Below are 21,405 nucleotides of genomic sequence, written 5' to 3'. Positions count from 1 at the left end.
CGCGGGCCGAAGCCAAGGAAGCAGAAGGGCTACGCGCCAGGAAGCGAGGTGCGCCGACAGGTCGCGACATCACGCGTCCTCGCTGCCGGCACCGTCGACTACGTCGAGCAAGATGTTTAAAGGGATGGCTCTCAGCTCATGACCTACTGCCAGGAGAAGTGCGCCGGAAGTGGGCATGTGCTTCAGGGCTGTATGTGGTTGGCGGACGTGAAGATGGACTTCGCGGGCACCCTGGTCAGGGCTGGGAGCCGCTTTGGCATGGCGCACTGCTGCTGCAACTTCGGGACGCTCAGTTCGCGGCAGACGGAAGCCGCCCGGAGTCGTTGGAAGAACGGACGCGAGGGTTTCCGCGGACAGTGGGCGGAGCGCTTCGGGGCGTGGCCCACCGAGGCCAACGGGAAGCCCTTCGAGGGGCACCACATCCGCGACCTCTGGCATGGCGGCAATCCCACGGATTGGGACAACGTCCTCCCGTTCCCCAAGGACATCCACCAGGACCTCTTCGGTCTCTATAACCAGTGCTACGCGAACGAGCCTCCTTGGACCCAGGTGGGCCCGGACCATCCCTATGGAGAGTAGGCCCATGTCGATGAGGGAGATGCTCGAAGAAGTGTCACGCCTCCACCACGCGCGCCCGCCCGCGACGCCGGAGCAAATCGAAGCATTCGAGCGAAGCGTGGGATGGCGCTTGGATCCGGACCTGCGCGCCTTCTATCTGTACTGCGACGGTGCGGACCTGTTTGACCCGGTCGACCCTGCCTTCTCCTTCCTTCCCTTGAATCGGATTCGCCGGGCGCGAGTGGTAATGCGCAAGGACGACACCGACCGCGCGGGGCCCGCGTCCTGGTACACCATCGCTGAAGTGCAGGACAGCAACTACATCCTGCTCGACGTGGGGCAGCAGCAGGACGGCAGGTATCTCATCCGCGATGGCTACAACGAAGCGTTCCCGAACCCGGACTACTGCCGTGAAATCGCCAATTCGTTCTCCGAGTTTCTCGGCGGAGCGCTCCGCTCCAATGGGCGCTGGTTCTGGCTCCGCGAGGACGCGTAGGCGCCTCTGGCGCTAAACCGTCCGTGGCGTGAGCGGGATGGCGCCCTTCGGGCGCAGGGTGATGGCGGGCAGCACCTCCGGCGCGGGGCCTGGCGCGGCGTCGAAGTGGAAGCGCTGGAGCACCGTGGCCAGCACCAGGCGGATCACCATCAGCGCGGAGCCCGCGCCAATGCAGAGCCGGGGACCTCCTCCGAAGGGACAGTACGCGAAGCGCGGGATGCGCCGCTCCAGCCCGTCCGCCCAGCGCTCGGGACGGAAGGCCTCCGGCTCCGGAAAGTGTCTCGCGTCCCGGTGCAGCGCCCACTGGGACCACGCGACCACCGTCCCGGCGGGCACGAGGACGCCGTCCATCCGGTCGTCTGCTTCCGCCACGCGGCTCATGCCCCACGCGGGCGGATACAGACGCAGCGACTCCTTCACCACCTGCTCGCAGTAGGGCAGTGAAGGCAGGTCCTCCACCGTGGGCTCGCGGCCTCCCAGCACCGTGGCCAGCTCCCTTCGCAGCGTGGCCTCCGCCTCCGGATGGCGCGCCAGCAACCACAGGCTGAGCGCCAGCGCGGCGGCCGTCGTCTCGTGCCCGGCGATCATCAATGTCAGACATTCGTCGCGCAGCTGCGCGTCCGTCAGGTGCTCGCCGTCCTCGGCCTGCGCCTCCAGCATCAGGCCCAGCAGGTCCTCTCCCGGCGCTCCCTGCCTCCTGCGGCGCTCCACCACGTCGTCCACGACGGCGTGCAGGGTGCGCAGGGCGGCCTGGAACCGCCGCTGCCCGGGCGTGGGCAGCCAGGCCGGCAGCGGGAGGGGCGTGTCGAAGAGGAACTGGGCATGCAGCATCACCGCCTCCATGGCCCGCCCCAGCTCCCGCGCCTGCGCGGAGAGGTCCGCGCCGAAGAGCGTCCCGGCCACCACGTCCAGCGTCAGTGACATCATCTCCGGGTACGCGTCGAAGGACTCTCCTTCGCGCCGGGACGCCAGCCAGGTGTTCGCGGCCCGCACCGCCACGCGCCCGTGCGCGGCCAGCAGGTTCTTGTGGAAGGCCGGCTGCATCATCCGCCGCCGCCGCATCCAGAAGTCGCCGTGGCTGGTGAACAGGCCGTGGCCCACCACCGCCTCCAGGGCGCGCTTCTGGAAGGCGTCCTTCGGGTAGTTGCGGAAGTGCTTCACCAGCACGTGCTCGATGCCCTCCGACGTGTTGAGCAGGTAGACGTCCGTCCCCACGAAGCGCGTGCGCACCACCGCGCCCCGGTCCGCGTAGCGCAGGAAGAAGCCCAGCGGATCCTTGCGGTACTCCAGCCCCTGGCCCACCCACGGCAACCTGGAGGGAAGCCGGGGCGGAAGGACCGCGGAGTCAGGAGAGGCGGAGGGCATGCGGGGCGTGAGTGTAGCCGAGACGCCCTCCGTGACGGCTCACCAGGGCTGGAAGAGGGAGTGGTCTCCGCTGTCCTCGTCGTACTGGCCGAGGGTCGCGGCGGCCCACCGCAGGTAGTTGAGGAGGAAGGCCCAGGCCTCCGCGCCCGCGGCGACGGAGAGCGTCATCAGCCGGGGGGCCTCGGTGGGGATGAAGCCCGCGACGCCCTCGGCGACCATGCCGCCGAAGCTCAGCACGTTGGCGCCGAACTTCTCCGTGTCCCAGAAGTAGGAGTGGTACGGCACCTCGGGCGACTTCTCACGCGCCAGCTCCAGCACGTAGCTGGTGAGGGACAACACGAGGCCGCAGATGCCCGTGACCCCGAGCAGCCCGCTGTCCACCTTCTCCATCCCCCTCGCGAACCCCGTCGCCTCCGTGTCCGCCTTGCGGGTCCAGCTGCAGAGCGCCACGAGCCCCGTGGCCACGGCCTCCAGCGCGGTGAGGAACCACAGCATGCGGTCCAGGTCCTGCTGGGCCGGAGCCTCGTCGAAGGGGAAGGTCCCCGCCACCGTCACCCACGTCGCGGCGGTCTGGCCCGTGGCGAGCAGCCGCTTCGTGACAGGGCTCTTCGCTTCAATCCCTATCGCCAGGAGCAGCGTGTAGAGGATGGACGACACGGTGGACATCACTCCGCCCACGATGGAGTAGTGATACGCCTGCGGGCCAATCACGTTGCGCTCGGGGGACGTCTTCGCCAGCACCAGCGTGGGGGAGGCCCGCCAGGGCAGCTGCTCCGGCTGGAGCCGGGCCTGCTGCTTCTGGGCCGGAGCCTCGTTGGGGAAGGGCGCCTCGCCGGTGAGCAGCTTGAAGACGATGGTGGCCGGGATGGCCACGAGCAGGGAGAGCGCACCCAGCATCGTCAGGGAGTCCTCACCCGTGAGCTTCTTGTACAGCCAGCTCAGCACCGGGATGTTGAACGGGCGCAGGAGCACCTCCTCCAGCAGCGCCTCGCTCACGTCGGCGATGATCTCACACATGCCCACGAGCAGGTCCCTCGCGGCGGCGAGCAGGGCCTTCGCCGCTTCGCCCGCCAGCACCTGGATGATGGAGTGCAGGCTGGCGGTGCCCTGCTGGAACAGCGTCTGGAGGTCCTTGCACAGCGACACCACGCTGGCTTCGACGTCCGACAGAATCTTCCCCACCGTCTGGATGAAGTCGGTGATGGCCTGCGCCACCGGCGTGCCGGACTCGTCGGACGTGCTGTCCGCGAAGCCGCCGTGGGACACCTGGTAGGTGGAGAAGGTCGCGCCCGGGCTGGTGGTGAGGCAGTCGTAGCCGGACTGCTGCTCCGGCGTCTCCGCCGCCTGCGTCTGGGACACCACCTGCTGTGTCGTCACGTCCGGCATGCCCAGGGCCTGCTGGCAGACGCCGTCCCACTTCGCGATGAGGTCGTCGAAGAACGTCGTGATGGACGCCTCCATGCCCTTCATGCGGCCCGCGAGCGCGCGGACCACGTCCTGGGTCATCGCCTCCATGGCGCGCTGGGTGGCCAGGATGTCATCCCAGGCGAAGAGGAAGCCCAGGAACGCGATGATGTCTTCAATCAGCACCTTCAGCTGCTGGAACAGCCAGCTGATGAGCTGGAGTGCTTCCTTGAGGGTCCGGATGACGAACGTCACCACCTGCTCGCCAATCTTCACGAAGAACTGGAGCAGCGTCTTCGTGCCGCTGACGATGGGCTGGATGACGTACTCGTAGACGGCGCCCGCGGCGCTCTTGAGCGCCTGGAGCACGTCGCCCGCCGCCGTCTCGATGGCGTTCGTCACGGTGCCCAGCACCTTGAAGGACGTCTGGGTCTTGGCCATCGCCGTCGGCGCCGTCGTGGCCGCCGGCTCCACGGGCGCCGCCGAGCCGTCCGAGGGCAGGCTGCCCATGTTGTCCATCAGCTGCTGGAGTGACGCCTGCACCTGCGCCACCAGGTCCGGGTCGGCACCGGGGGGCACCACGGGCGTGCCGTCCGGCTTCTTCCACTGGGACAGGTCCTGGCCCTTCAGCTTCGCGGCCAGGTTCGCGCGCAGCTCCGCGCTGGGGTCCGCCGTCACGTCCTGGGCAAGGAACGGCGCGCTGAAGCGGAACACGGGCGTGCCCACGTCGGACACCTTGTTGATGAGCGTCACCGTGCCGCTGACGTCCGTCTTCACCTCCACGCGGGTGGAGGTGTCCAGGTCCGTCCAGTAGCCGTTCACCATCACGCGCGACCACTCGGAGGCGTTTACCTGCACCGCCTGGCCCGCCAGGGGCTTGCCCTGCGCGTCCGAGAAGCGCACCACCGTGGTGTAGCTGGGGAACTCCTGCCCGTTGGCCAGCGCGGGCAGCACCATGTCCGTGTTCTGCCAGGCCGTGGTGTCCGGGTCCTGCCACAGGTACGTGATGAGGCTGTTGTCCGTGGAGGTCACGAACAGCTCGCCCGTGGAGCGCTTCTGGTTGCGGCGCGGCGCCAGCCGGGCCACGTGCTCGCGCTGCTGGAGCGGCGCGGACCAGCCGCCCGTGGCGCCTACCGCGTTGTTCAATGTGAACAGCCGCTGGCTGCCGTCCACCGCCCACACGCTGACGCGCTGGGAGTCCTGCTGCGCCAGCACGGAGGTGACTCCGGGCAGCACGTCCGCGGACGCGATGGACAGCGCGGTGCTCTTCGCGTTCTTCAGGCCGGAGGAGGGGAACCACGACAGCCCGTCACCGCCCACGTACAGCGCGCTCAGCCCCTGGTTCCGCCGGTCCTCCAGCGCCCACAGGCAGCGGGCCCCCGCGGGCGCCGTCACCGACAGCGAGTGCGTGGTGCTGGTGGCCGGGTCCAGGAGGCTGGTGAAGGTGAGGCACCGCTTGCCGGTGTTGTCGTCGTACAGCGACCAGGTGCCCCGGTAGGAGATGCCGGTGATGGAGGCGCGCGCCACCACCACGTCGTGCAGCGTCTGCATGTCCTTGGGCGGCGCCCAGTTCACCCATGCGTTCGCCGTGCTGCTCGTGGACGCGTCCACGAAGTAGCGGCCGGTGGTGCCGTTCGTGTTCTTCACCTCCGCCACCAGCAGCGGCGCCTCGCTGGCGCTGACGAAGTCACTCAGCAAGAGCCGCTGCACGGGCATGCCCGTGGGAGCGCCGTTGCGCTGGACCCACGCGGTGTTGAGCGTGCTCCACGGCGCCCCGTCCTGCGTGGGCGTGAGCGCCGGGGAGACGAACACGCGGCTGCCGCCCGCGCCGTCGTCCATGGCCACCGCGATGATGACCTGGCCCGAGGGGGCCTGGACCACCGCGTAGCCCTGCACGTCGTGGTTGGAGTCCGGGCTGAGCTCGACCTGGCGCCAGCCGGTCGTCACCGTGGTGTCGCGCAACATCACCCACAGCGTCTTGCGCGCGGTGTTCGCGGCGGACGCGCCCACGCTGAACAGCAGCGGCGAGCCGCCGGTGTCCTCCGCGGAGGCGAGGGGATAGGCGGCGTCCACGGAGGTCGCGGCCAGGTAGTTGTACATCAGGCTGGAGGAGACGGTCGCCGAGGCAGTCTGGGAAGTCTGGGACATGATGGATGGATTCCTGGGAGGTCTTTGGGAGGGATTGACGCTTCAGCCGGGGAACGACACGTCCACCTGGACGGCGCCTTCCGTGTTGAAGACGAACTGGCTGTAGTCGTGCGCGGAGCCCGTGGGCAGCACGACGCAGTCCTCGACGTCCAGCGACATGGAGGCGTTGTCGCGGAAGGACGCGGCCAGGGCGTTGGCGAAGTCATTCGCCTTCTGCGTGATTTCGTCCTGCGGCGACGTGGAGGACCAGTTGAACAGCTTGTTGATGGCGTTGAAGACCCAGCCATCCAGGGTCTTGTCCACGTCCGGCGCCGGGGCCTTGCCCAGCACGATGCTCACGGACGTCACCAGCTTGCCGCCGTTACCGGCCGCGATGGTGATGGTGCCCGTCCAGGGCTGGAGGTAGGTCGCCTTGCCCAGCACGTCCTTCATGCCCAGGCCGATGAAGTCGAGCGGATACTGGCTGACCTCGATGTTCACCTGGAACTGACCCGACAGCGACAGCGTGCAGCGGTCCGTCTGCGTGAGGTTGGGCTGGACGGTGAAGACGATGCCCTCCGTGCCGGCCACGTACTGGTCGAAGCCGTTGTTCACCTGGACGAACTCGCCGCGTCCGCCGTTCTTGCTGGAGTTGTTCTTCGTGCCGACGCACTGGTACGTCAGCGGCGCCAGCCGGAGGGTGGAGGTGCCGGGGATGCCGGAGGCCCTCAGGATGGCGGGCAGCACCGTCGGCTTGAGGTAGCCCTCGCCCAGCGTGTCCTGGCTGAGGAACAGCCGCGCGCGGGCCTCCGCCGGGCTGCCGTCCGGGTTGGTGGTGGCGGCCAGCGGCGCGGTGAAGCCGAAGCGCGAGTTCCACGCCGGCTCCTTCCGGCCCCGGCTCATCATGCACACGTTGAGCGTGCTGAAGTTCCCGTTGGTGCCGTAGCGGGTCGTGCGCTCCTTCGCGAACGTGGGGACGATGCTCGCGGGTTTGCCCGGCGCCTGCGTCGTGTACGCCACGTCCATGTGGCCCACGCCGGCCAGCGTGGCCTGCAGCGCGCTCTGCGCGGCCTGGCTGAGCGCCACGGTCTGGTTGCTCGCGTTCACCACCTGGAGCGCGCGGAACAGCGACGGGTTGGCCAGGTCCAGGAAGAGGCGGTAGACGGAGTAGTTGAGCGACTGGAGCCCCTGGATGTGCTGCTTCGCCTCCGACGTGGCGGCCAGCGTGTTCGGGTCCGTCACCTGCGCCTGCGACAGGTCCAGCGACACGATGACCGTCATCCCCGACAGGTCCTGCGTCTTCGTCGCGCCGCCTTCCACGTACTGGAGGGTCGCGGTGGCGAAGGGCAGGTGCACGTCCAGGTGGGTCGTCTGGTCGTCGGGCACCGACACGGCCGGGTCGTTCATGGCCGTCACGCTGAGCTGCGCGCCGCCGCTGGCGGCCTGCGTGAAGGCGGACGGGATGAGCTGGTAGTAGCGCAGCGCGTGCAGCTGCTTGTTGATGAGCCCCACGGACAGCGCCCACACCAGGTCCCACTCGTGCGGCGCGCGCGGCTTGAAGTCCACCCGGTACGTGGTCGCGTGGTGGTCTCCGCTCTTGTCCGTCTGGGTGATGACCACCGGCGCGAGGCTGGAGTTGGTGGTGGCGGTGTAGTGCTCCTCGTGCGCCGGGCCGCTGGCGAAGTCCCAGTAGAAGGAGAGGGGCACCTGCTCGTTCCCCGTCTCCAGCGTGTACGTCACCGTGCCTTCAGGACCTGGGGAGACGGAGTTCTTCTGCTCGATCTTGAAGGTCGTGCTGGAGCCCGCCGCGATGCTGGTGGCGGGGGCGGATCCGCTGAGCGCGCCGTCCTTGTAGTCCGGGGTGCCCCGGTTATCGATGGGGCAGCCGGAGTTGTTCTGGATGGTGAGGGTCGTGGAGATCGTCATGGCAGGACCTGGCGGGTGGGGGACATGCGCCGTGAAACAGGACCTGCTTCACGGACACGCCTGCTCCAACTGCAAGGCCAGGACCAGACCGCAACCTCGCGTGATCACATCCAGGGCTCGCGCACGCCCGCGAAACTGCGTGCTGACTGGACGCGCCTGCGTCGTGCCGCGCGCTACTCGCCCAGCGCCGGCCGGAGCTGGCCGCTGTTGATGGCCAGGGACAGGTTGCGCTCCATCGCCTCCACCTCTTCGCGCGGGCCGGCGTTGAGGGCCTGGTGGAAGCGGCGGTGATCATCGTCCGTCCAGCGGCCCCGTGAGTGTGAGCTCCTTCAGTCAACGTCTGAAGGGGTTACGCCGGGGAGCGCGGTTATTTCCGCGTGGCTTTTCGGTATCGTCCGGGGACATCCCCTTCGTCAGGAGCGTCCGCATGGGCAGCTATCTGGACTTCTACCGCCGCTCCATTGAAGCGCCGGAGGCGTTCTGGGCGGAGCAGGCGCGCCTCATCGACTGGGAGCGGCCGTTCGACGCCGTGCTGGACGGCTCGCGGCCGCCCTTCGCGAAGTGGTTCGCCGGCGGGCGCACCAACCTGTGCCACAACGCCGTGGACCGGCACCTGGCCACCCGCGCGGAGCAGCTGGCGCTCGTCTTCGAGTCCACGGAAACGGACCAGCGCCGCACGTACACCTATGCGCGGCTGCACGGGGAGGTGAACCGGACGGCGGCCATGCTGCGCTCGCTGGGCGTGAAGCGCGGTGACCGCGTCATCATCTACATGCCCATGGTGCCCGAGGCCGTCTTCGTGCTGCTCGCCTGCACGCGGCTGGGGGCCATCCACTCCGTGGTGTTCGGCGGCTTCGCGGCGCACAGCCTGGCCATGCGCATCGACGACGCGAAGCCCGTCCTGCTGGTGACGGCGGACGCGGGCATGCGCGCGGGCCGCGTCGTCCCCTACAAGCCGCTGGTGGATGAGGCCCTCACGCTCGCGAAGCATCCGCCCGCGCGCGTGCTGGTGCTGGACCGGGGGCTCGTCCCCAACAGCCCCGTCACCCCGGGGCGCGACGTGGACTTCGCCACGCTGGGCCGCGAGCACGAAGGGGCCCAGGTGCCGGTGGAGTGGCTGGAGTCCTCCGAGCCCAGCTACATCCTCTACACGTCCGGCACCACCGGGAAGCCGAAAGGCGTCCAGCGCGACACGGGCGGCCAAGCGGTGGCGCTGGCCGCGTCCATGCGCCACATCTACACGGGCCAGCCTGGCGAGGTGATGTTCACCGCCTCCGACATCGGCTGGGTGGTGGGGCACTCGTACATCGTCTATGGCCCGCTGCTGAACGGCATGACGACGGTGCTCTACGAAGGGCTGCCCATCCGGCCGGATGCCGCCGTCTGGTGGAGGCTCATCGAGCAGTACCGGGTGAGCGTGATGTTCACGTCGCCCACCGCCATCCGCATCCTGAAGAAGCAGGACGCGGCGTTCCTGAAGCGCCACGACACGTCCAGCCTGCGCTACCTGTTCCTCGCGGGAGAGCCGCTGGACGCGCCCACGCACGCGTGGATTTCAGACGCGCTGCCGTCCACGCAGGTGCTGGACAACTACTGGCAGACGGAGACGGGCTGGCCCATCCTGGGACCCGTCCCCGGCGTGGAGCCGCGCAAGCGCAAGCTGGGCTCACCGGGCGCGGCCATCTACGGCTACCGCGTGAAGCTGGTGGACGGGCTGAGCGGCGAGGAGGTCACGGCGCCGAACCAGAAGGGCGTGCTGGTGATTGAGCCGCCGCTGCCGCCGGGCTGCCTGTCCACGGTGTGGGGCGACGACGCGCGCTTCGTGTCCACGTACTTCGAAAGCTTCGACACGCCCCTCTACAACACCTTCGACTGGGCCACGCGCGACGAGGACGGGGACTACTTCATCCTGGGCCGCACGGACGACGTCATCAACGTGGCGGGTCACCGGCTGGGCACGCGTGAGATTGAAGAGGCCATCAGCGGCCACCCGGCCATCGCGGAGGTGGCGGTGGTGGGCGTGAAGGACGAACTCAAGGGCCAGGTGGTGATGGCCTTCGCCGTGCCCAGGGACCCCGCGCGCCTGCAACGCGAGGAGGACCGGGACGCGCTCTCACGCGAGGTGATGGACACGGTGGGCCGGACGCTGGGCGCCGTGGCCCGCCCCGCGGCGGTGTACGTGGTGGCGAACCTGCCCAAGACGCGCTCAGGGAAGCTGCTTCGCAGAAGCATCCAGGCCGTGGCGGAGGACCGCGAGCCGGGAGACCTCACCACCATCGAGGACCCCGGCGCGCTGGAGGGCATCCAGGCCGCGCTCAAGGCGCGGCCTTCGAAGGCTTGAAGCGGAAGGGAAAAACCCGGCGCGGCCTCCAGGGCCGTGGAGGCCGCGCCGGCCTTGCGACGATGGGTGACGGATGCGCAGGGAAGACCCGGGTTCCCGTGAAGCGGCCACCGCGGGCGGTTCAGCCCTTCCGCGGCTTCGCTTCGCGCTTCACACCGGGTGCTGCCGGGTCCCTGGGCAGGTGCCTCAATCCCATCCATCCGAGCGCCGCGACATGGCGGGCCACGTTCTCCGTGGAGAAGGCCTTGCCCTCCGCGGCCCACCAGTGGCCCACCTGCGTCACCATGCCCACCAGCGCGTTGGCGTAGATGGGCGCCACCTTGGGCGGGTAGCCGGCGCGCTCGAACTCGCTGCGGAAGACGTCGCTCACGCGCTGGGCCAGGTCGTCGATGACGCGCGTCAGCCCACGCCGCGCCGCCGCCGTGGGCGAGTCCCGCGTGAGCACCGCGAAGCCCGCCGGCTCCTCCTTCACGTACGCCATGAACGCCAGCACCGCGTCCTCGAAGCGCTGCCGGGGCGTGCCCTGCGCGATGCTCGCGGACACGCGCGTCACCAGGTCCTCCAGCTCCCGGTCCACGATGGCCGCGTACAGCCCCTCCTTCGCGCCGAAGTGTTCGTAGACAATGGGCTTGGACACGCCTGCCTGATGGGCAACCTCTTCAATCGAGGTCGCCTCGTAGCCCTTCGAGGCGAAGACCGACCGGCCAATCTCCATCAACTGGATCCGGCGTTCCGCGCCCGTGAGCCGCTGTTTCTTCTTCAAGTTGACCTCGAACCTACCCAACAGTAACTTACTGGACCGAAACCTACCGTATCGTAGGTCCAACCAGGAACCGGCACCGTCATGAAATGCTTCGCTTCAAGATGTGTCGAGTCCACTGTGGAGCGCGGATGAGCGCGGCGGTGCCGGGCATGGAGAAGCCGAAGCTGCGGGGCGTGCTGCACCAGTGGGCGGCGCCGTTCGCGGTGGGGGCGGGCGTGGTGCTGGTGGCCATGGCGCCCACGCAGCGCACGGCGGTGGCGTCCGCGCTGTACGCGCTGAGCCTGGTGGGGCTGTTCACCATCAGCGCGACGTACCACCGGGTGAACTGGTCGCCGAAGGCCCGCGCGTGGATGCGCCGGGCGGACCACGCGGCCATCTTCCTGCTCATCGCGGGGACGTACACGCCGGTCATCCTGCTGGGGTTGCCGCCCGAGGTGGGCAACCCGCTGATGGCGTGGCTCTATGCAGGCGCGCTGCTGGGCATCCTGCAGTCGCTGTTCTGGGTGGGCGCGCCCAAGTGGGTGACGGCGGCGCTGGCCATCGGGGTGGGGTGGACGATGATGCCGTACTTCGGCGACGTCTTCCGCGCGGTGGGCCCGGCCGCGACCGTGCTCATCATCGCCGGAGGCCTGGCGTACACGCTGGGGGCGCTCGCGTATGCCTTCAAGCGGCCCAACCCCCTGCCCGGCGTCTTCGGCTACCACGAAGTGTTCCACGCGATGACGCTGGTGGGCGCGGCGCTGCACTTCGCGCTGGTGCTGCGCATGGTGCGCGCGGCGGGGTAGGGCGCGGCTCTTTAGCCGTCGTAGGTCTTGTGCCGGGCCACGGTTCCCTTTTCGTGCGTATGGGCGGAAATCCGGCGATGAGGTCTTCTACGCGGGCTCCATCGCGAGGCCCGGCACGGACTCCGAGCTGCACGTGCACTGGGAGCTGATGTTCACGCGCGCGCTCTACGACGCGGATCCGCTCTCCCAGCAGCGGCTGCTGGACACGGTGGCGGACCTGGTGGAGGCGGGGACGCTGCGGACCACGATGACCCAGGACTTCGGGCCGCTCACGGCCGCGAACCTCCGGCGCGCGCACGCGGCGGTGGAGACGGGCCGCACGCTGGGCAAGATCGTCCTCAGCGGCTTTCCCTGAGCGCTCCCGCTGGGGCTTCGGGTGGCCGTGAGGATGACCCACCCGGCGGGGGTGGCCCTTGCCTGCACGGCCGGTCGCGAGCCAGCGGGACGGTGCACATCTTCGCCCCGGGTGAAGGGAGCGATGGCGCATGAAGAAGACGGTGGCGGACCAGTTCGTGGAGGTCCTCGCGCTCGCGGGGGTGAAGCGCATCTATGGCGTGGTGGGTGACAGCCTCAACGCCCTCACCGAATCGCTTCGCCGGCGCGGCGACATCGAATGGGTGCCCATGCGCAACGAGGAGGCCGCCGCCTTCGCCGCGGGCGCGGAGGCGCACCTCACCGGGCAGCTCGCCGTGTGCGCGGGCAGCTGCGGCCCCGGCAACCTGCACCTCATCAACGGCCTGTATGACTGCCACCGCAGCCGGGCGCCGGTGCTGGCCATCGCCGCGCAGATTCCCTCCATGGAGCTGGGCACCGGCTACTTCCAGGAGACCCACCCCGAGTCCCTCTTCAAGGAATGCAGCCACTACTGCGAGCTGGTCTCCGGCCCCAACCAGATGCAGCGCACGGCGGAGATCGCCGTCCGCAACGCGGTGGGCAAGGGCGGCGTGGCCGTGGTGGTGCTCCCCGGCGACATCGCCATGCAGAAGGCGGAGGACGCGCGCGCCCCCACGCCGGAGTCGCTGCGCCCCTCCCCGTCCCAGCTGATGCCCGCCTCCGAACAGGTGGAGCAGATGGCCGCGCTGCTCAACCGCGGCGGACGCGTGACGCTGCTGTGCGGCGCGGGCTGCGAAGGCGCGAGCGCCCAGGTGGTGGAGCTGGCGAAGCGGCTCCAGGCGCCCGTCGTCTCCGCGCTCCGGGGCAAGGAGTTCCTGGAGAAGGACAACCCCCACTTCGTCGGGCTCACGGGGCTCATCGGCTACGCGTCCGGATACTGGGCGATGATCGACTGCGACGTGCTCCTGATGCTGGGCACGGACTTCCCCTACCGGCAGTTCTATCCAGACAGCGCCGACACCCGCATCATCCAGGTGGACGTGCGCGCGGAGAACATCGGCAAGCGCACGCGCGTGGACCTGGGCGTGGTGGGCAGCGTGTCCGCCACCGTCCAGGCGCTGCTGCCCCGCATCGAGCCGAAGCGCGACGCGAAGCACCTGGAGCAGGCGCTCGCGCACTACCGCAAGACGCGTGAGGAATTGGATTCGCTGGGGCAGGGCACCGTGGGCCGCAAGCCCATCCACCCGCCGCAGGTGGCCCGCGCGTTCGACCTCCAGGCGGCGGACGACGCCATCTTCACCTGCGACGTGGGCCTGCCCACGGTGTGGGCCGCGCGCTACGCGACCATGAGGGGCGGCCGGCGGCTGGTGGGGTCCTTCAACCACGGCTCCATGGCCAGTGCGCTCGCGCAAGCCATTGGCGCGCAGAAGGCCTTCCCGGAACGGCAGGTCATCGCCTTCTCCGGTGACGGCGGCTTCACGATGTTGATGGGGGACTTCCTCGGCCTGGTGCAGCTGGGGCTGCCCATCAAGGTCGTGGTGTTCAACAACAGCTCGCTGGGCTTCGTGGCCATGGAGCAGCAGGTGGGCGGCATGCTCGACACGGGCACGGCGCTCCAGAACCCGAACTTCGCCGCGCTGGCGGAGGCCGTGGGCGTCAAGGGCCTGCGCGTGGAGGACCCGGGGCAGGTGGATGAGGCCGTCCAGCTGGCGCTCGCGACGCCGGGCCCCGTGCTGGTGGACGCCGTGGTCAGCAAGGCGGAGCTGGTGATGCCTCCCCGCATCACCGCATCCATGGCCGCGGGCTTCACCCTGTTCGGCATCAAGGCCCTGCTCAACGGCCGCACCACCGAGGTGCTGGAGCTGGCGCGCACCAACCTCTGGCGCTGAAAACCCCCTGGCCTTCCCAGGGGGGTGATGTCCCTCCACCTGACCGCGGAGCCTTCCGCGGCGCTACGTACCAGGTGCTGCGGCTGCGCGGCCGGGCGTACGGCCATGTAGGCGGGCTGCCTCACCGCTAAAAAGCGCGGGGCCTGTCGATTCATAGGGGCCTGATTCGACGTGGGGTAGAAGGCCCGCGATTTTCGACTGAACGGAGCACGCCATGGACGCCACCCTCTCTTCCTCCACCGCAGTGGAGGCCACCCCGAAGAAGAAGTCACTTGCCCGCTTCGCGCCGACGGCGGCCCGCGTCTTCATGGGACTGGTGTTCTTCGTCTTTGGCCTGAACGGCTTCCTGGAGTTCATTCCCATGCCCAAGGACCTGGACCCGGCGGACCCGGCGGTGGCCTTTGGCGTCGCGATGAAGGCAACGGGCTTCCTGTTCGCGCTGGTGAAGGGCACGGAGACGGTGGTGGGCCTGCTGCTGCTGGCCAACCGCTTCGTCCCGCTGGCGCTGGCGCTCATCGCGCCGGTCATCGTGAACATCTTCCTGACGCACGCCTTCCTGGCGCCGTCGGGCCTGGGCATGGCGGTGATGCTCCTGGTCGCGGAACTCTTCCTGGCCTGGTCCTACCGGGCGGCGTACCGCCCGATGCTCGCGATGAAGGTCAACCCAGGCTCTTGAGGCCGATGACGAAGCGGTACTTCACGTCGCCCTTCTCCAGCCGCGCCCAGGTGTCACCCGCGTTCCGCGCCTTCCTCGACGTGGCCCGCGAGGTGACGGCCGGAAGGGCGTGAGGCTCAGTCGCGCGGCGGGCCGCGGCGGCGGTCCACCACGCCCGTGGTGAACGGCAGCTCCGTGGAGGCCTTCGTGCTCTGGACGCGCAGGCTCATGGCCCCGGCGCTCTCCGCGGGCAGCCCCGCCCAGGTGCGCAGCCGCTCCAGCGCCAGGGCCTGATCCGCCTCCGGCAGCGCCTGGATGTAGGAGCCGTGGTTGCCGCCCGGCTGGAAGAACCGGTACGAGTCATTGCGCGCGCTCACGCTGAACGCGCCCGTGGACCAGGGGTCGTTCTCTCCGTAGACGAGCAGGATGCGCTCGCCGAACGCCTTCACCCAGCCCTCCACGAGCGGCATGGCGAACGGGTTGAAGGGATACGGCCGCATGTCGAAGGGCACGAGCGCCCGCGGGGTGTAGCCCCCGGGATAGCGCTGCACGCCGCGCAGGTGGCTCTCGTCGGAGTCGTAGCTGCCCAGCTGCGTGGCCGCCTGGAAGTCGTAGGGCGCGTAGTAGTCCAGGTCGGCGTCGCTCGTGTACGTGATGCCGACGACCTCATCCATGAAGTCCACCAGCGCCTGCGCGGGGCCCCCCGGCGGCGGAATCACGTCGCACAACGACGCGTCGCCGTACTGCCAGAACGCGAAGGGCAGCTCGACCGTGACGAACTCCATCGCCTTGTCCACGCCCAGGAAATTGTAGGTCCGGCCATACGCCGCGCCCGTCGCCTGGAACAGGGGCTCCACCTCCGCGCGCCGCGCCAGCGCCTCGCGCTGGAAGGTCTTGATGCGCTCACGGCACTCGGGCGTACCCAGCTTGCTCAGGAACCGCACGTAGCGCGGGTCCTGCGGGCCGTGGCTGTTGGGCGCCACGTAGGCCACGGTGGCGTCCACGTCGCGTGGGAAGAAGGCCCGGTGGTAGAGCGACGTCATGCCGCCCTTGCTGGCGCCGGTGCTGATCCACTTGCCCGGGAAGAGCGGCTTGAAGGCCTGGACGACGCGGTGGTGGTCCGCCGCCGCCTGTTCGATGCTGAGCAGCTTCCAGTCCGCGGGCTGCGGGATGGAGGGCGTGAAGAAGCGGTGCTCCACCAGCAGCTGGTTGCTCTGTAGCAGGTAGGTGGGCTCGAACTGGGCCGGGGACGTGCTGATGCCGTAGCCGGTGCTGGCCAGCACCATGGGCAGCTCCGCGCTCCGGTAGAGCAGCGTCATCCGCTGCTGGAAGCGCGTGCCGTTGGGCTTCAGGTGGTCCGCCGGCTGGTCATGGTTCAGCACGAAGAACCGCACGCCCGGCGCCGGCGCGGGCCGCTCCTGCACCACCGTGAGGCCGGGAATCGCCTGCAATCGCGCCAGGATGTCCGGCGCCGCGTCCTGTGTCTGGGATTGCGCCTGGACGCCCGGCGCGCTCGGGGGAACGGACTCGTTGGACAGCTCACTGCCGCCGCAGGCCTGGAGCCCCCATGCCAGCGCACACGCCAGCACCGCGGGACGACCGAAGAAACGTGACATGGGTGAAGCCCTCCTTGTTTGAAAGACAGAACGAACATGCCGTTCATGTATTTCAAGCGAAGGACTTCCCAGGTGCGCCGGGCGTAAGGTCTGGCCCCATGAACGTCTATGAGATTCGCGGAAGCTTCGGTCTGGACAACCTGGTGCGCGCGGAGCGGCCGGACCCCGTGCCCGGACCCTTCCAGGTGCGCGTGCGCGTGAAGGCCACGAGCCTCAACTCGCGCGACCTGATGATGGTGGAGGGGCGCTACAACCCTCGCCAGAAGCTGCCGCTGGTGCCCAACTCGGACGGCGCGGGCGTGGTGGACGCGGTGGGTCCGGGCGTCACCCGCGTGAAGATTGGAGACCGGGTGATGACGCTGTTCGCGCAAGGGTGGCAGGCCGGTGAGCCCACGAAGGCCATCACCGCCACCACGCTGGGCGGACCGCTGGACGGCGCGCTCGCGGACACGATGCTCCTGCACGAGGACGGCGTGGTGCCCACGCCCGCGTACCTCACCGACGAGGAGGCCGCCACGCTGCCGTGCGCGGCGGTGACGGCGTGGAGCGCGCTCGTCACCCAGGGAGCACTCAAGGCCGGGGACACGGTGCTCGTGCAGGGCACGGGCGGCGTGTCCATCTTCGCGCTGCAGATTGCCCGGCTGTTCGGCGCGCACGTCATCGCCACGTCCAGCCGCGACGACAAGCTGGAGCGGGCCCTGAAGCTGGGCGCGCAGGAGGGCATCAACTACGTCACCACGCCGGACTGGGAGAAGGCGGCGCGCACGCTCACCGGCGGCGTGGGCGTGGACCACGTGGTGGAGGTGGGCGGCTCGGGGACGTTCGAGAAGTCACTCAAGGCGCTGCGCGTGGGCGGCACCGTGTCCGTCATCGGCGTGCTGTCCGGCGGCGCGGGCTCCGTGTCCCTGGTCCCCATCCTGATGCAGAACCTGCGCGTGCAGGGCGTGTTCGTGGGGCACCGTCAGTCCTTCGAGGCGATGGCGCGCGCGTTCACGCTCAATGACCTCCACCCCGTGGTGGACCGCGTGTTCCCCTTCCCGGAAGCGCGCGCCGCCTTCGAGCACATGAAGCAGGGCGCGCACTTCGGGAAGATTGTCATCAAGGTGAGCTGACCCACGCGAAGTGGAAGTGGGCCTCCACCGTGGCGGTGGTGGTGCTCCTGGGCAGGGCCGGGAAGGGCGCTGCCTTCTTCACCGCGGCCAGCGCGGCGGCGTCCCAGGCCTTGGAGCCGGACTCCGTGAGGACGGCGCTGGAGACCAGCTTGCCGTCCTTGTCGAGCACGGCCTGGACGATGGTCTTCTTGCCCAGGGCCGGCGTGCCCTTGGGGCCCGGCTGCTTCCAGGCCTTCGCCACGCGCTGGAAGGCCTGCTGCTGGTAGGCGGGGCTGTCCACCGAGCCCTGGAAGTAGGTCTGCAGCTGAGGACTGCCGCTCGCGGCCAGGGCCCCGGAAGACAGGGCCAGCGCGAGCACCACCACGGCGGTTTTCGGGAAGCGGAGCATGGGCCGAATATAGGGCCCGCTCAGCTCCTCGGCTGGGGGCTGCGGGGCGGCAGGGGCTTCGTTTCGGGCGGCTTGCCCGCGCCCTTCTCCGGCTGCCAGGACAGGTCGTACACGGCCGCGTCGCCCGCCGCGCGCATCAGCACCACGGAGGCGCCGTGCGCGCCGCTCATCTCCAGGCCGGCGGTGAACAGGCCCCGGTAGAAGCCGGCCACCACCACCGGGCGGCAGGTGAGCACGTAGCGCGTGGGGCCCGTCTGCTCCAGCCGCGCCTCCAGGTAGTTGGTGCCCGTGCGCAGGTTGCGCGTCATCCGCTCCAGCATCCGGTGCGGGCCCAGCAGCCGCACCCCGGCCAGGAGCGCGCTGCCGATGAGCGTGGCCCCGTAGCCCTCCAGGAAGCGCCGGCCCACCACCTCCGCGCCGTCGTCCAGCGTGGCCGAGGGCGCGAGCACGGACGCCGCCAGCTTCAGCGACCCCACCCACACGTCCAGGGGATAGGCCACCGCCAGCTTCCCGCGCGGGTCGATGCCGACGTCGCGCAGCCGCCGCGCGCACGGTTCGTCCAGGTGGTCACCCAGGGCGCGAATCAGCCCTTCGAAGCTCTGCTGGAAGACGAGGCGTTCGGGGGTCGGCATGCCCTCCCACGCTACCCGTGTGGGCGGGGCGGCCTCAACCCGGCGGACTCCCAGGACTCAAGAAGTCCGCGCGAAAGTGTCCGAAAACGCAGTGCGGCACGCGGTCCGGCGGGTCGGCCGACGCGGCTCGACGCGTCGAAGAGGGGCGCGGGAGCGGGTGCGGTAGGGTCGTGGGCCATGCCGCACGACCCTCTCGCCGACATCTCCACGGCCGCGATGCAGGACCGAGGCGCCTCCCGCGGGGCTCCTCGGGTCGTGCCCGCGCTGACGGTGGTGTCCCATCCGGTGCCCCGGCGCGTGGGGGACCGGCGGCTGCTGGACGCGCTGGTGGCGGGGCGTCCGGTGGCCCTGTCCCGCAATGCCCCGGACTTCGCTCCGCCGGGCAGCTCGCTGGGGCTGCCGCTGGCGGATCCGTTCGTGAGCCGCAAGCCGCTGGAACTCTCCGCGCTGCCGGGCGGAGGCGTGCGGCTGACGGTGCCGGAGGACGGCACGCACGTGGTCGCGGCGGGCGTCCCGCTCCAGGGTGCCCGGGACTTCGGGCCGCCGGAGCTGAAGGACGGCGTGGCGCTGGAGCTGTCGGGCCGCGTGGTGCTGCTGCTGCACTCGGTGGAGCTGGACGGCCCTGGCGCGGCGGACACGCTGGGCATGGTGGGCGAGAGCGCGGGCCTGCGGCGGCTGCGCGGGCACATCGCGCGGGTGGCGGACCTGGACGTGTCGGTGCTCATCCGGGGCGAGACGGGCACGGGCAAGGAGCTGGTGGCGCAGGCCATCCACCGGCTGTCCCCGCGCGGGGCCGGGCGCTTCGTCAGCGTCAACCTGGGCGCCATCCCCAAGGAGCTGGCGGCGGCGGAGCTGTTCGGTTCGCGCAAGGGCGCGTACTCCGGGGCCACGCAGGACCGCGAGGGCTTCTTCCGCGCCGCGCACGGCGGCACCCTGTTCCTGGACGAGGTGGGCGAGGCGCCGCCGGAGGTGCAGGTGATGCTCCTGCGCGTGCTGGAGACGGGGGAGCTGTACCCCGTGGGCGCCAGCCAGCCGGTGAAGGTGGACGTGCGGCTCATCGCCGCGACGGACGCGCACCTGGAGGAGCAGATCCGCGACGGGCGCTTCAAGGCGCCGCTGCTGCACCGGCTGGCGGGCTACGACCTGCGCGTGCCCGCGCTGCGCGAGCGGCGCGAGGACGTGGGCCGGCTCTTCTTCCACTTCGCGCGCGAGGAGCTGGCGGCGCTGGGCGAGGCGTCGCGGCTGGACTCGGAGGATCCGCACGCGGAGCCGTGGCTGCCCGCGCCGCTGGCGTCACGGCTGGTGCGCTCGGCGTGGCCGGGCAACATCCGGCAGCTGCGCAACCTCACGCGGCAGCTCGTGATTGGGAGCCGGGGGCAGGCGCGGCTGCAGGCGGACTCTCAGCTGGATGAGCTGCTGGGAGTGTCAGTGTCCGCCGTGGCTCCGGTTCGAGCAGAAGCGGCTCCGGAAGCGGCGGTGCCCCGGCGCAAGGCCTCGCAGGTGACGGAGGCGGAGCTGCTGACCGCGCTGCGCGCGAACGCATGGGACCTGAAGGCCACGGCGGACGCGCTGGGCATTCCGCGCCCGTCCGTCTACGACCTCATCGAGCGCAGCCCGAACCTGCGCACCGCCGGGGACCTGGGCGCGGACGAAATCACCCGCTGCTTCGAGGCCTGCGGCGGCGACCTGGACGCGATGGCGCGCACGCTGGAGGTGTCGAAGCGCGCGCTGGGGCGGCGGTTGAAGGAGCTGGGGCTGGTGGCGAAAGGGACGTGAGCCTGCGTGCGTGGCACGCTTGCTGCTGAGTCGCGTCGTCCGTCCTCATCCCCCTGGAGGGTTCCCCATGCGAAGCCGCGTTCTCTTGTCCCTGTGCATCTCCGGACTGCTGCTGGCCTGTGCCCGCGGTGCTGCCCGTTCCACTCCTTCCGAAGCCGCGCTGTCCGACGATGGGCCGGTGTCCCCCTGCAATCAGGAGCCGACACGCCTCGACACCGACGTCCAGGTATTCATCACCGCCAGCCCGGCCAACAAGGTGCACTTCAGCACCACGGACGTGAAGGTGGGGGCCGGGCAGACGGTGCAATTCGTGTCCCAGGTGAATCAGGACCGGTGCATCGTCGTGGCTGACGCGGGGCTGCTCGCGAGCGGTTCGCAGAACCCCCTGACGGTGGCCGCGTGTGGGACCGCCTCGTGGACGCTGCTCGCCACGGATAAGAGCAAGGATGAAACGGCGCTCTGGTCCTGCCCGACGACGAGTGACGGCGGCTGCTCCCACTGCGCTGATGCCCAGAGCATCCGGGAGACCATCAACGGCAAGCTGGAGGTCACCAGCGGAGGAGGGGTCTGACGCGCGGGCCACCCGTCAGGGCTTGCGAGCCCTGGCGGTCTTCGCGGGCTTGCGTGGCGGCTCGGCCGGGGCCTCGGGGCCGGTCCTCGCGGTGACGGCCCGGAGCTCATCGAGTCCAAGCTGGAGGTGCCGTGAGAGGTCCTGCGCCTTGGGGTCCTCGAGCCAGCGCTCGAACGCGACCTTGAAGACGGCGATGCCCGCCTCGCCGGCCAGGCTCGCCGCGGGCTCGGTGACGCCGCGCTTTCGCAGGGCGGCCGCGGAGGCCGAGGCGAGCGAGGCCAGCTTGATCAGCTCGCGCTCCCGCAGCTCCGCGTGCACGGCGAGGAGCGACTGTCTCGCCCGCGCGTGGTCACGGCGGTCCTTGAAGAAGGGAGTCATCGACTCCAGGGCGGCGGCGACCGCGTCGAGCGGCGCGGTCCCCGGGGGCGCGTCCGCGATGCAGGTGACGATGCGCTCATGGAGCGCTTCCGAGCCCCCGAACAGGACCTCCTTCTTGTCCGCGAAGTAGCGGAAGAAGGTCCGCTCCGTGAGCCCCGCGCGCGCGGCGATCTCCTCCACCGTCGTCCGGTCGTACCCGTTCTCCTGGAACAGGGTCATCGCGGCCTGTGCAAGCCGGTCTCGTGCGTTGGGTTCCCAGCGTCCCATGCGCTGGAGTCTAACCTGATTGC

At 69.9% G+C, this 21,405-nt stretch carries 18 protein-coding genes; 10 read left to right on the top strand and 8 right to left on the bottom strand.

The window, feature by feature from the left end; genetic code table 11:
- The first annotated feature begins 207 nt into the window (after nt 1-207).
- Nucleotides 208-579, top strand: coding sequence for a hypothetical protein (locus D7X55_RS00780; protein ID WP_233609436.1), 372 nt, complete (start codon nt 208-210; stop codon nt 577-579).
- Nucleotides 580-583: 4 nt separating this feature from the next.
- Nucleotides 584-1,054 carry an SMI1/KNR4 family protein gene (locus tag D7X55_RS00775; protein WP_121721898.1) on the top strand — a complete coding sequence of 157 codons (471 nt, stop codon included), beginning with the start codon at nt 584-586 and terminating at the stop codon, nt 1,052-1,054.
- 12 nt (nt 1,055-1,066) lie between these two features.
- Here the strand turns inward: D7X55_RS00775 and D7X55_RS00770 are convergent, their stop codons facing one another.
- Genes D7X55_RS00770 through D7X55_RS00760 form a run of 3 tightly spaced genes read right to left on the bottom strand, consistent with a single transcriptional unit; the run spans nt 1,067 to nt 7,876 of the window.
- Nucleotides 1,067-2,419 (bottom strand): cytochrome P450, encoded by a 1,353-nt coding sequence (locus D7X55_RS00770; RefSeq protein WP_121721897.1) that lies wholly within the window; start codon nt 2,417-2,419, stop codon nt 1,067-1,069.
- 39 nt (nt 2,420-2,458) lie between these two features.
- Nucleotides 2,459-5,971, bottom strand: a complete 3,513-nt coding sequence (locus D7X55_RS00765) for a hypothetical protein (protein ID WP_121721896.1) — start codon at nt 5,969-5,971, stop codon at nt 2,459-2,461.
- Between the two features lie 42 nt (nt 5,972-6,013).
- Complete coding sequence (locus D7X55_RS00760; RefSeq protein ID WP_121721895.1) at nt 6,014-7,876, bottom strand: hypothetical protein; 1,863 nt, start codon at nt 7,874-7,876, stop codon at nt 6,014-6,016.
- A 427-nt stretch (nt 7,877-8,303) separates the two neighbouring features.
- Between D7X55_RS00760 and D7X55_RS00755 the strand changes: the two genes are divergently transcribed.
- Nucleotides 8,304-10,217, top strand: coding sequence for a propionate--CoA ligase (locus D7X55_RS00755; protein ID WP_121721894.1), 1,914 nt, complete (start codon nt 8,304-8,306; stop codon nt 10,215-10,217).
- Nucleotides 10,218-10,338: 121 nt separating this feature from the next.
- Here the strand turns inward: D7X55_RS00755 and D7X55_RS00750 are convergent, their stop codons facing one another.
- Nucleotides 10,339-10,980, bottom strand: a complete 642-nt coding sequence (locus tag D7X55_RS00750) for a TetR/AcrR family transcriptional regulator (protein WP_167510812.1) — start codon at nt 10,978-10,980, stop codon at nt 10,339-10,341.
- 128 nt (nt 10,981-11,108) lie between these two features.
- Here D7X55_RS00750 and D7X55_RS00745 point away from each other — a divergent pair, with 128 nt between their 5' ends.
- From D7X55_RS00745 to D7X55_RS00730, 4 genes are all read left to right on the top strand, one after another.
- On the top strand, nt 11,109-11,765 hold the full coding sequence (locus D7X55_RS00745) for a hemolysin III family protein (RefSeq protein WP_233609435.1): 657 nt from the start codon (nt 11,109-11,111) through the stop codon (nt 11,763-11,765).
- Between the two features lie 100 nt (nt 11,766-11,865).
- A complete protein-coding gene (locus tag D7X55_RS00740) occupies nt 11,866-12,120 on the top strand; it encodes a zinc-binding dehydrogenase (RefSeq protein ID WP_255424939.1) in 255 nt (84 codons plus the stop codon).
- 130 nt (nt 12,121-12,250) lie between these two features.
- On the top strand, nt 12,251-13,987 hold the full coding sequence (poxB, locus tag D7X55_RS00735) for a ubiquinone-dependent pyruvate dehydrogenase (RefSeq protein WP_121721893.1): 1,737 nt from the start codon (nt 12,251-12,253) through the stop codon (nt 13,985-13,987).
- Between the two features lie 214 nt (nt 13,988-14,201).
- The gene (locus D7X55_RS00730) at nt 14,202-14,663 is read left to right on the top strand and encodes a DoxX family membrane protein (protein WP_120546060.1); all 462 of its coding nucleotides are present in this window, start codon (nt 14,202-14,204) and stop codon (nt 14,661-14,663) included.
- A 116-nt stretch (nt 14,664-14,779) separates the two neighbouring features.
- Here the strand turns inward: D7X55_RS00730 and D7X55_RS00725 are convergent, their stop codons facing one another.
- Nucleotides 14,780-16,258 carry a S28 family serine protease gene (locus tag D7X55_RS00725; protein WP_121721892.1) on the bottom strand — a complete coding sequence of 493 codons (1,479 nt, stop codon included), beginning with the start codon at nt 16,256-16,258 and terminating at the stop codon, nt 14,780-14,782.
- Between the two features lie 98 nt (nt 16,259-16,356).
- On the opposite strand from D7X55_RS00725, the gene D7X55_RS00720 reads away from it, so the two are divergent.
- The gene (locus D7X55_RS00720) at nt 16,357-17,370 is read left to right on the top strand and encodes an NAD(P)-dependent alcohol dehydrogenase (protein WP_121721891.1); all 1,014 of its coding nucleotides are present in this window, start codon (nt 16,357-16,359) and stop codon (nt 17,368-17,370) included.
- Here D7X55_RS00720 and D7X55_RS00715 read toward each other — a convergent pair.
- Nucleotides 17,357-17,758, bottom strand: coding sequence for a TonB family protein (locus D7X55_RS00715; RefSeq protein WP_120546057.1), 402 nt, complete (start codon nt 17,756-17,758; stop codon nt 17,357-17,359). The genes D7X55_RS00720 and D7X55_RS00715 overlap by 14 nt on opposite strands.
- Before the next feature lie 20 nt (nt 17,759-17,778).
- Nucleotides 17,779-18,390, bottom strand: coding sequence for a DUF2378 family protein (locus D7X55_RS00710; RefSeq protein WP_120546056.1), 612 nt, complete (start codon nt 18,388-18,390; stop codon nt 17,779-17,781).
- 177 nt (nt 18,391-18,567) lie between these two features.
- Here D7X55_RS00710 and D7X55_RS00705 point away from each other — a divergent pair, with 177 nt between their 5' ends.
- Both D7X55_RS00705 and D7X55_RS00700 read left to right on the top strand, forming a co-directional pair.
- A complete protein-coding gene (locus D7X55_RS00705; RefSeq protein WP_121721890.1) occupies nt 18,568-20,166 on the top strand; it encodes a sigma 54-interacting transcriptional regulator in 1,599 nt (532 codons plus the stop codon).
- A 67-nt stretch (nt 20,167-20,233) separates the two neighbouring features.
- A complete protein-coding gene (locus D7X55_RS00700) occupies nt 20,234-20,737 on the top strand; it encodes a hypothetical protein (RefSeq protein WP_147442594.1) in 504 nt (167 codons plus the stop codon).
- Nucleotides 20,738-20,752: 15 nt separating this feature from the next.
- Here the strand turns inward: D7X55_RS00700 and D7X55_RS00695 are convergent, their stop codons facing one another.
- On the bottom strand, nt 20,753-21,382 hold the full coding sequence (locus tag D7X55_RS00695; protein ID WP_121721889.1) for a TetR family transcriptional regulator: 630 nt from the start codon (nt 21,380-21,382) through the stop codon (nt 20,753-20,755).
- Nucleotides 21,383-21,405: the final 23 nt, after the last annotated feature.

Origin of the sequence: Corallococcus sp. AB049A (genome assembly GCF_003668885.1) — a bacterium.
Lineage (GTDB): Bacteria > Myxococcota > Myxococcia > Myxococcales > Myxococcaceae > Corallococcus > Corallococcus interemptor.
The sequence above is the reverse complement of the archived record's forward strand: the minus strand, read 5'-3'. Positions and strand labels throughout refer to the sequence as shown.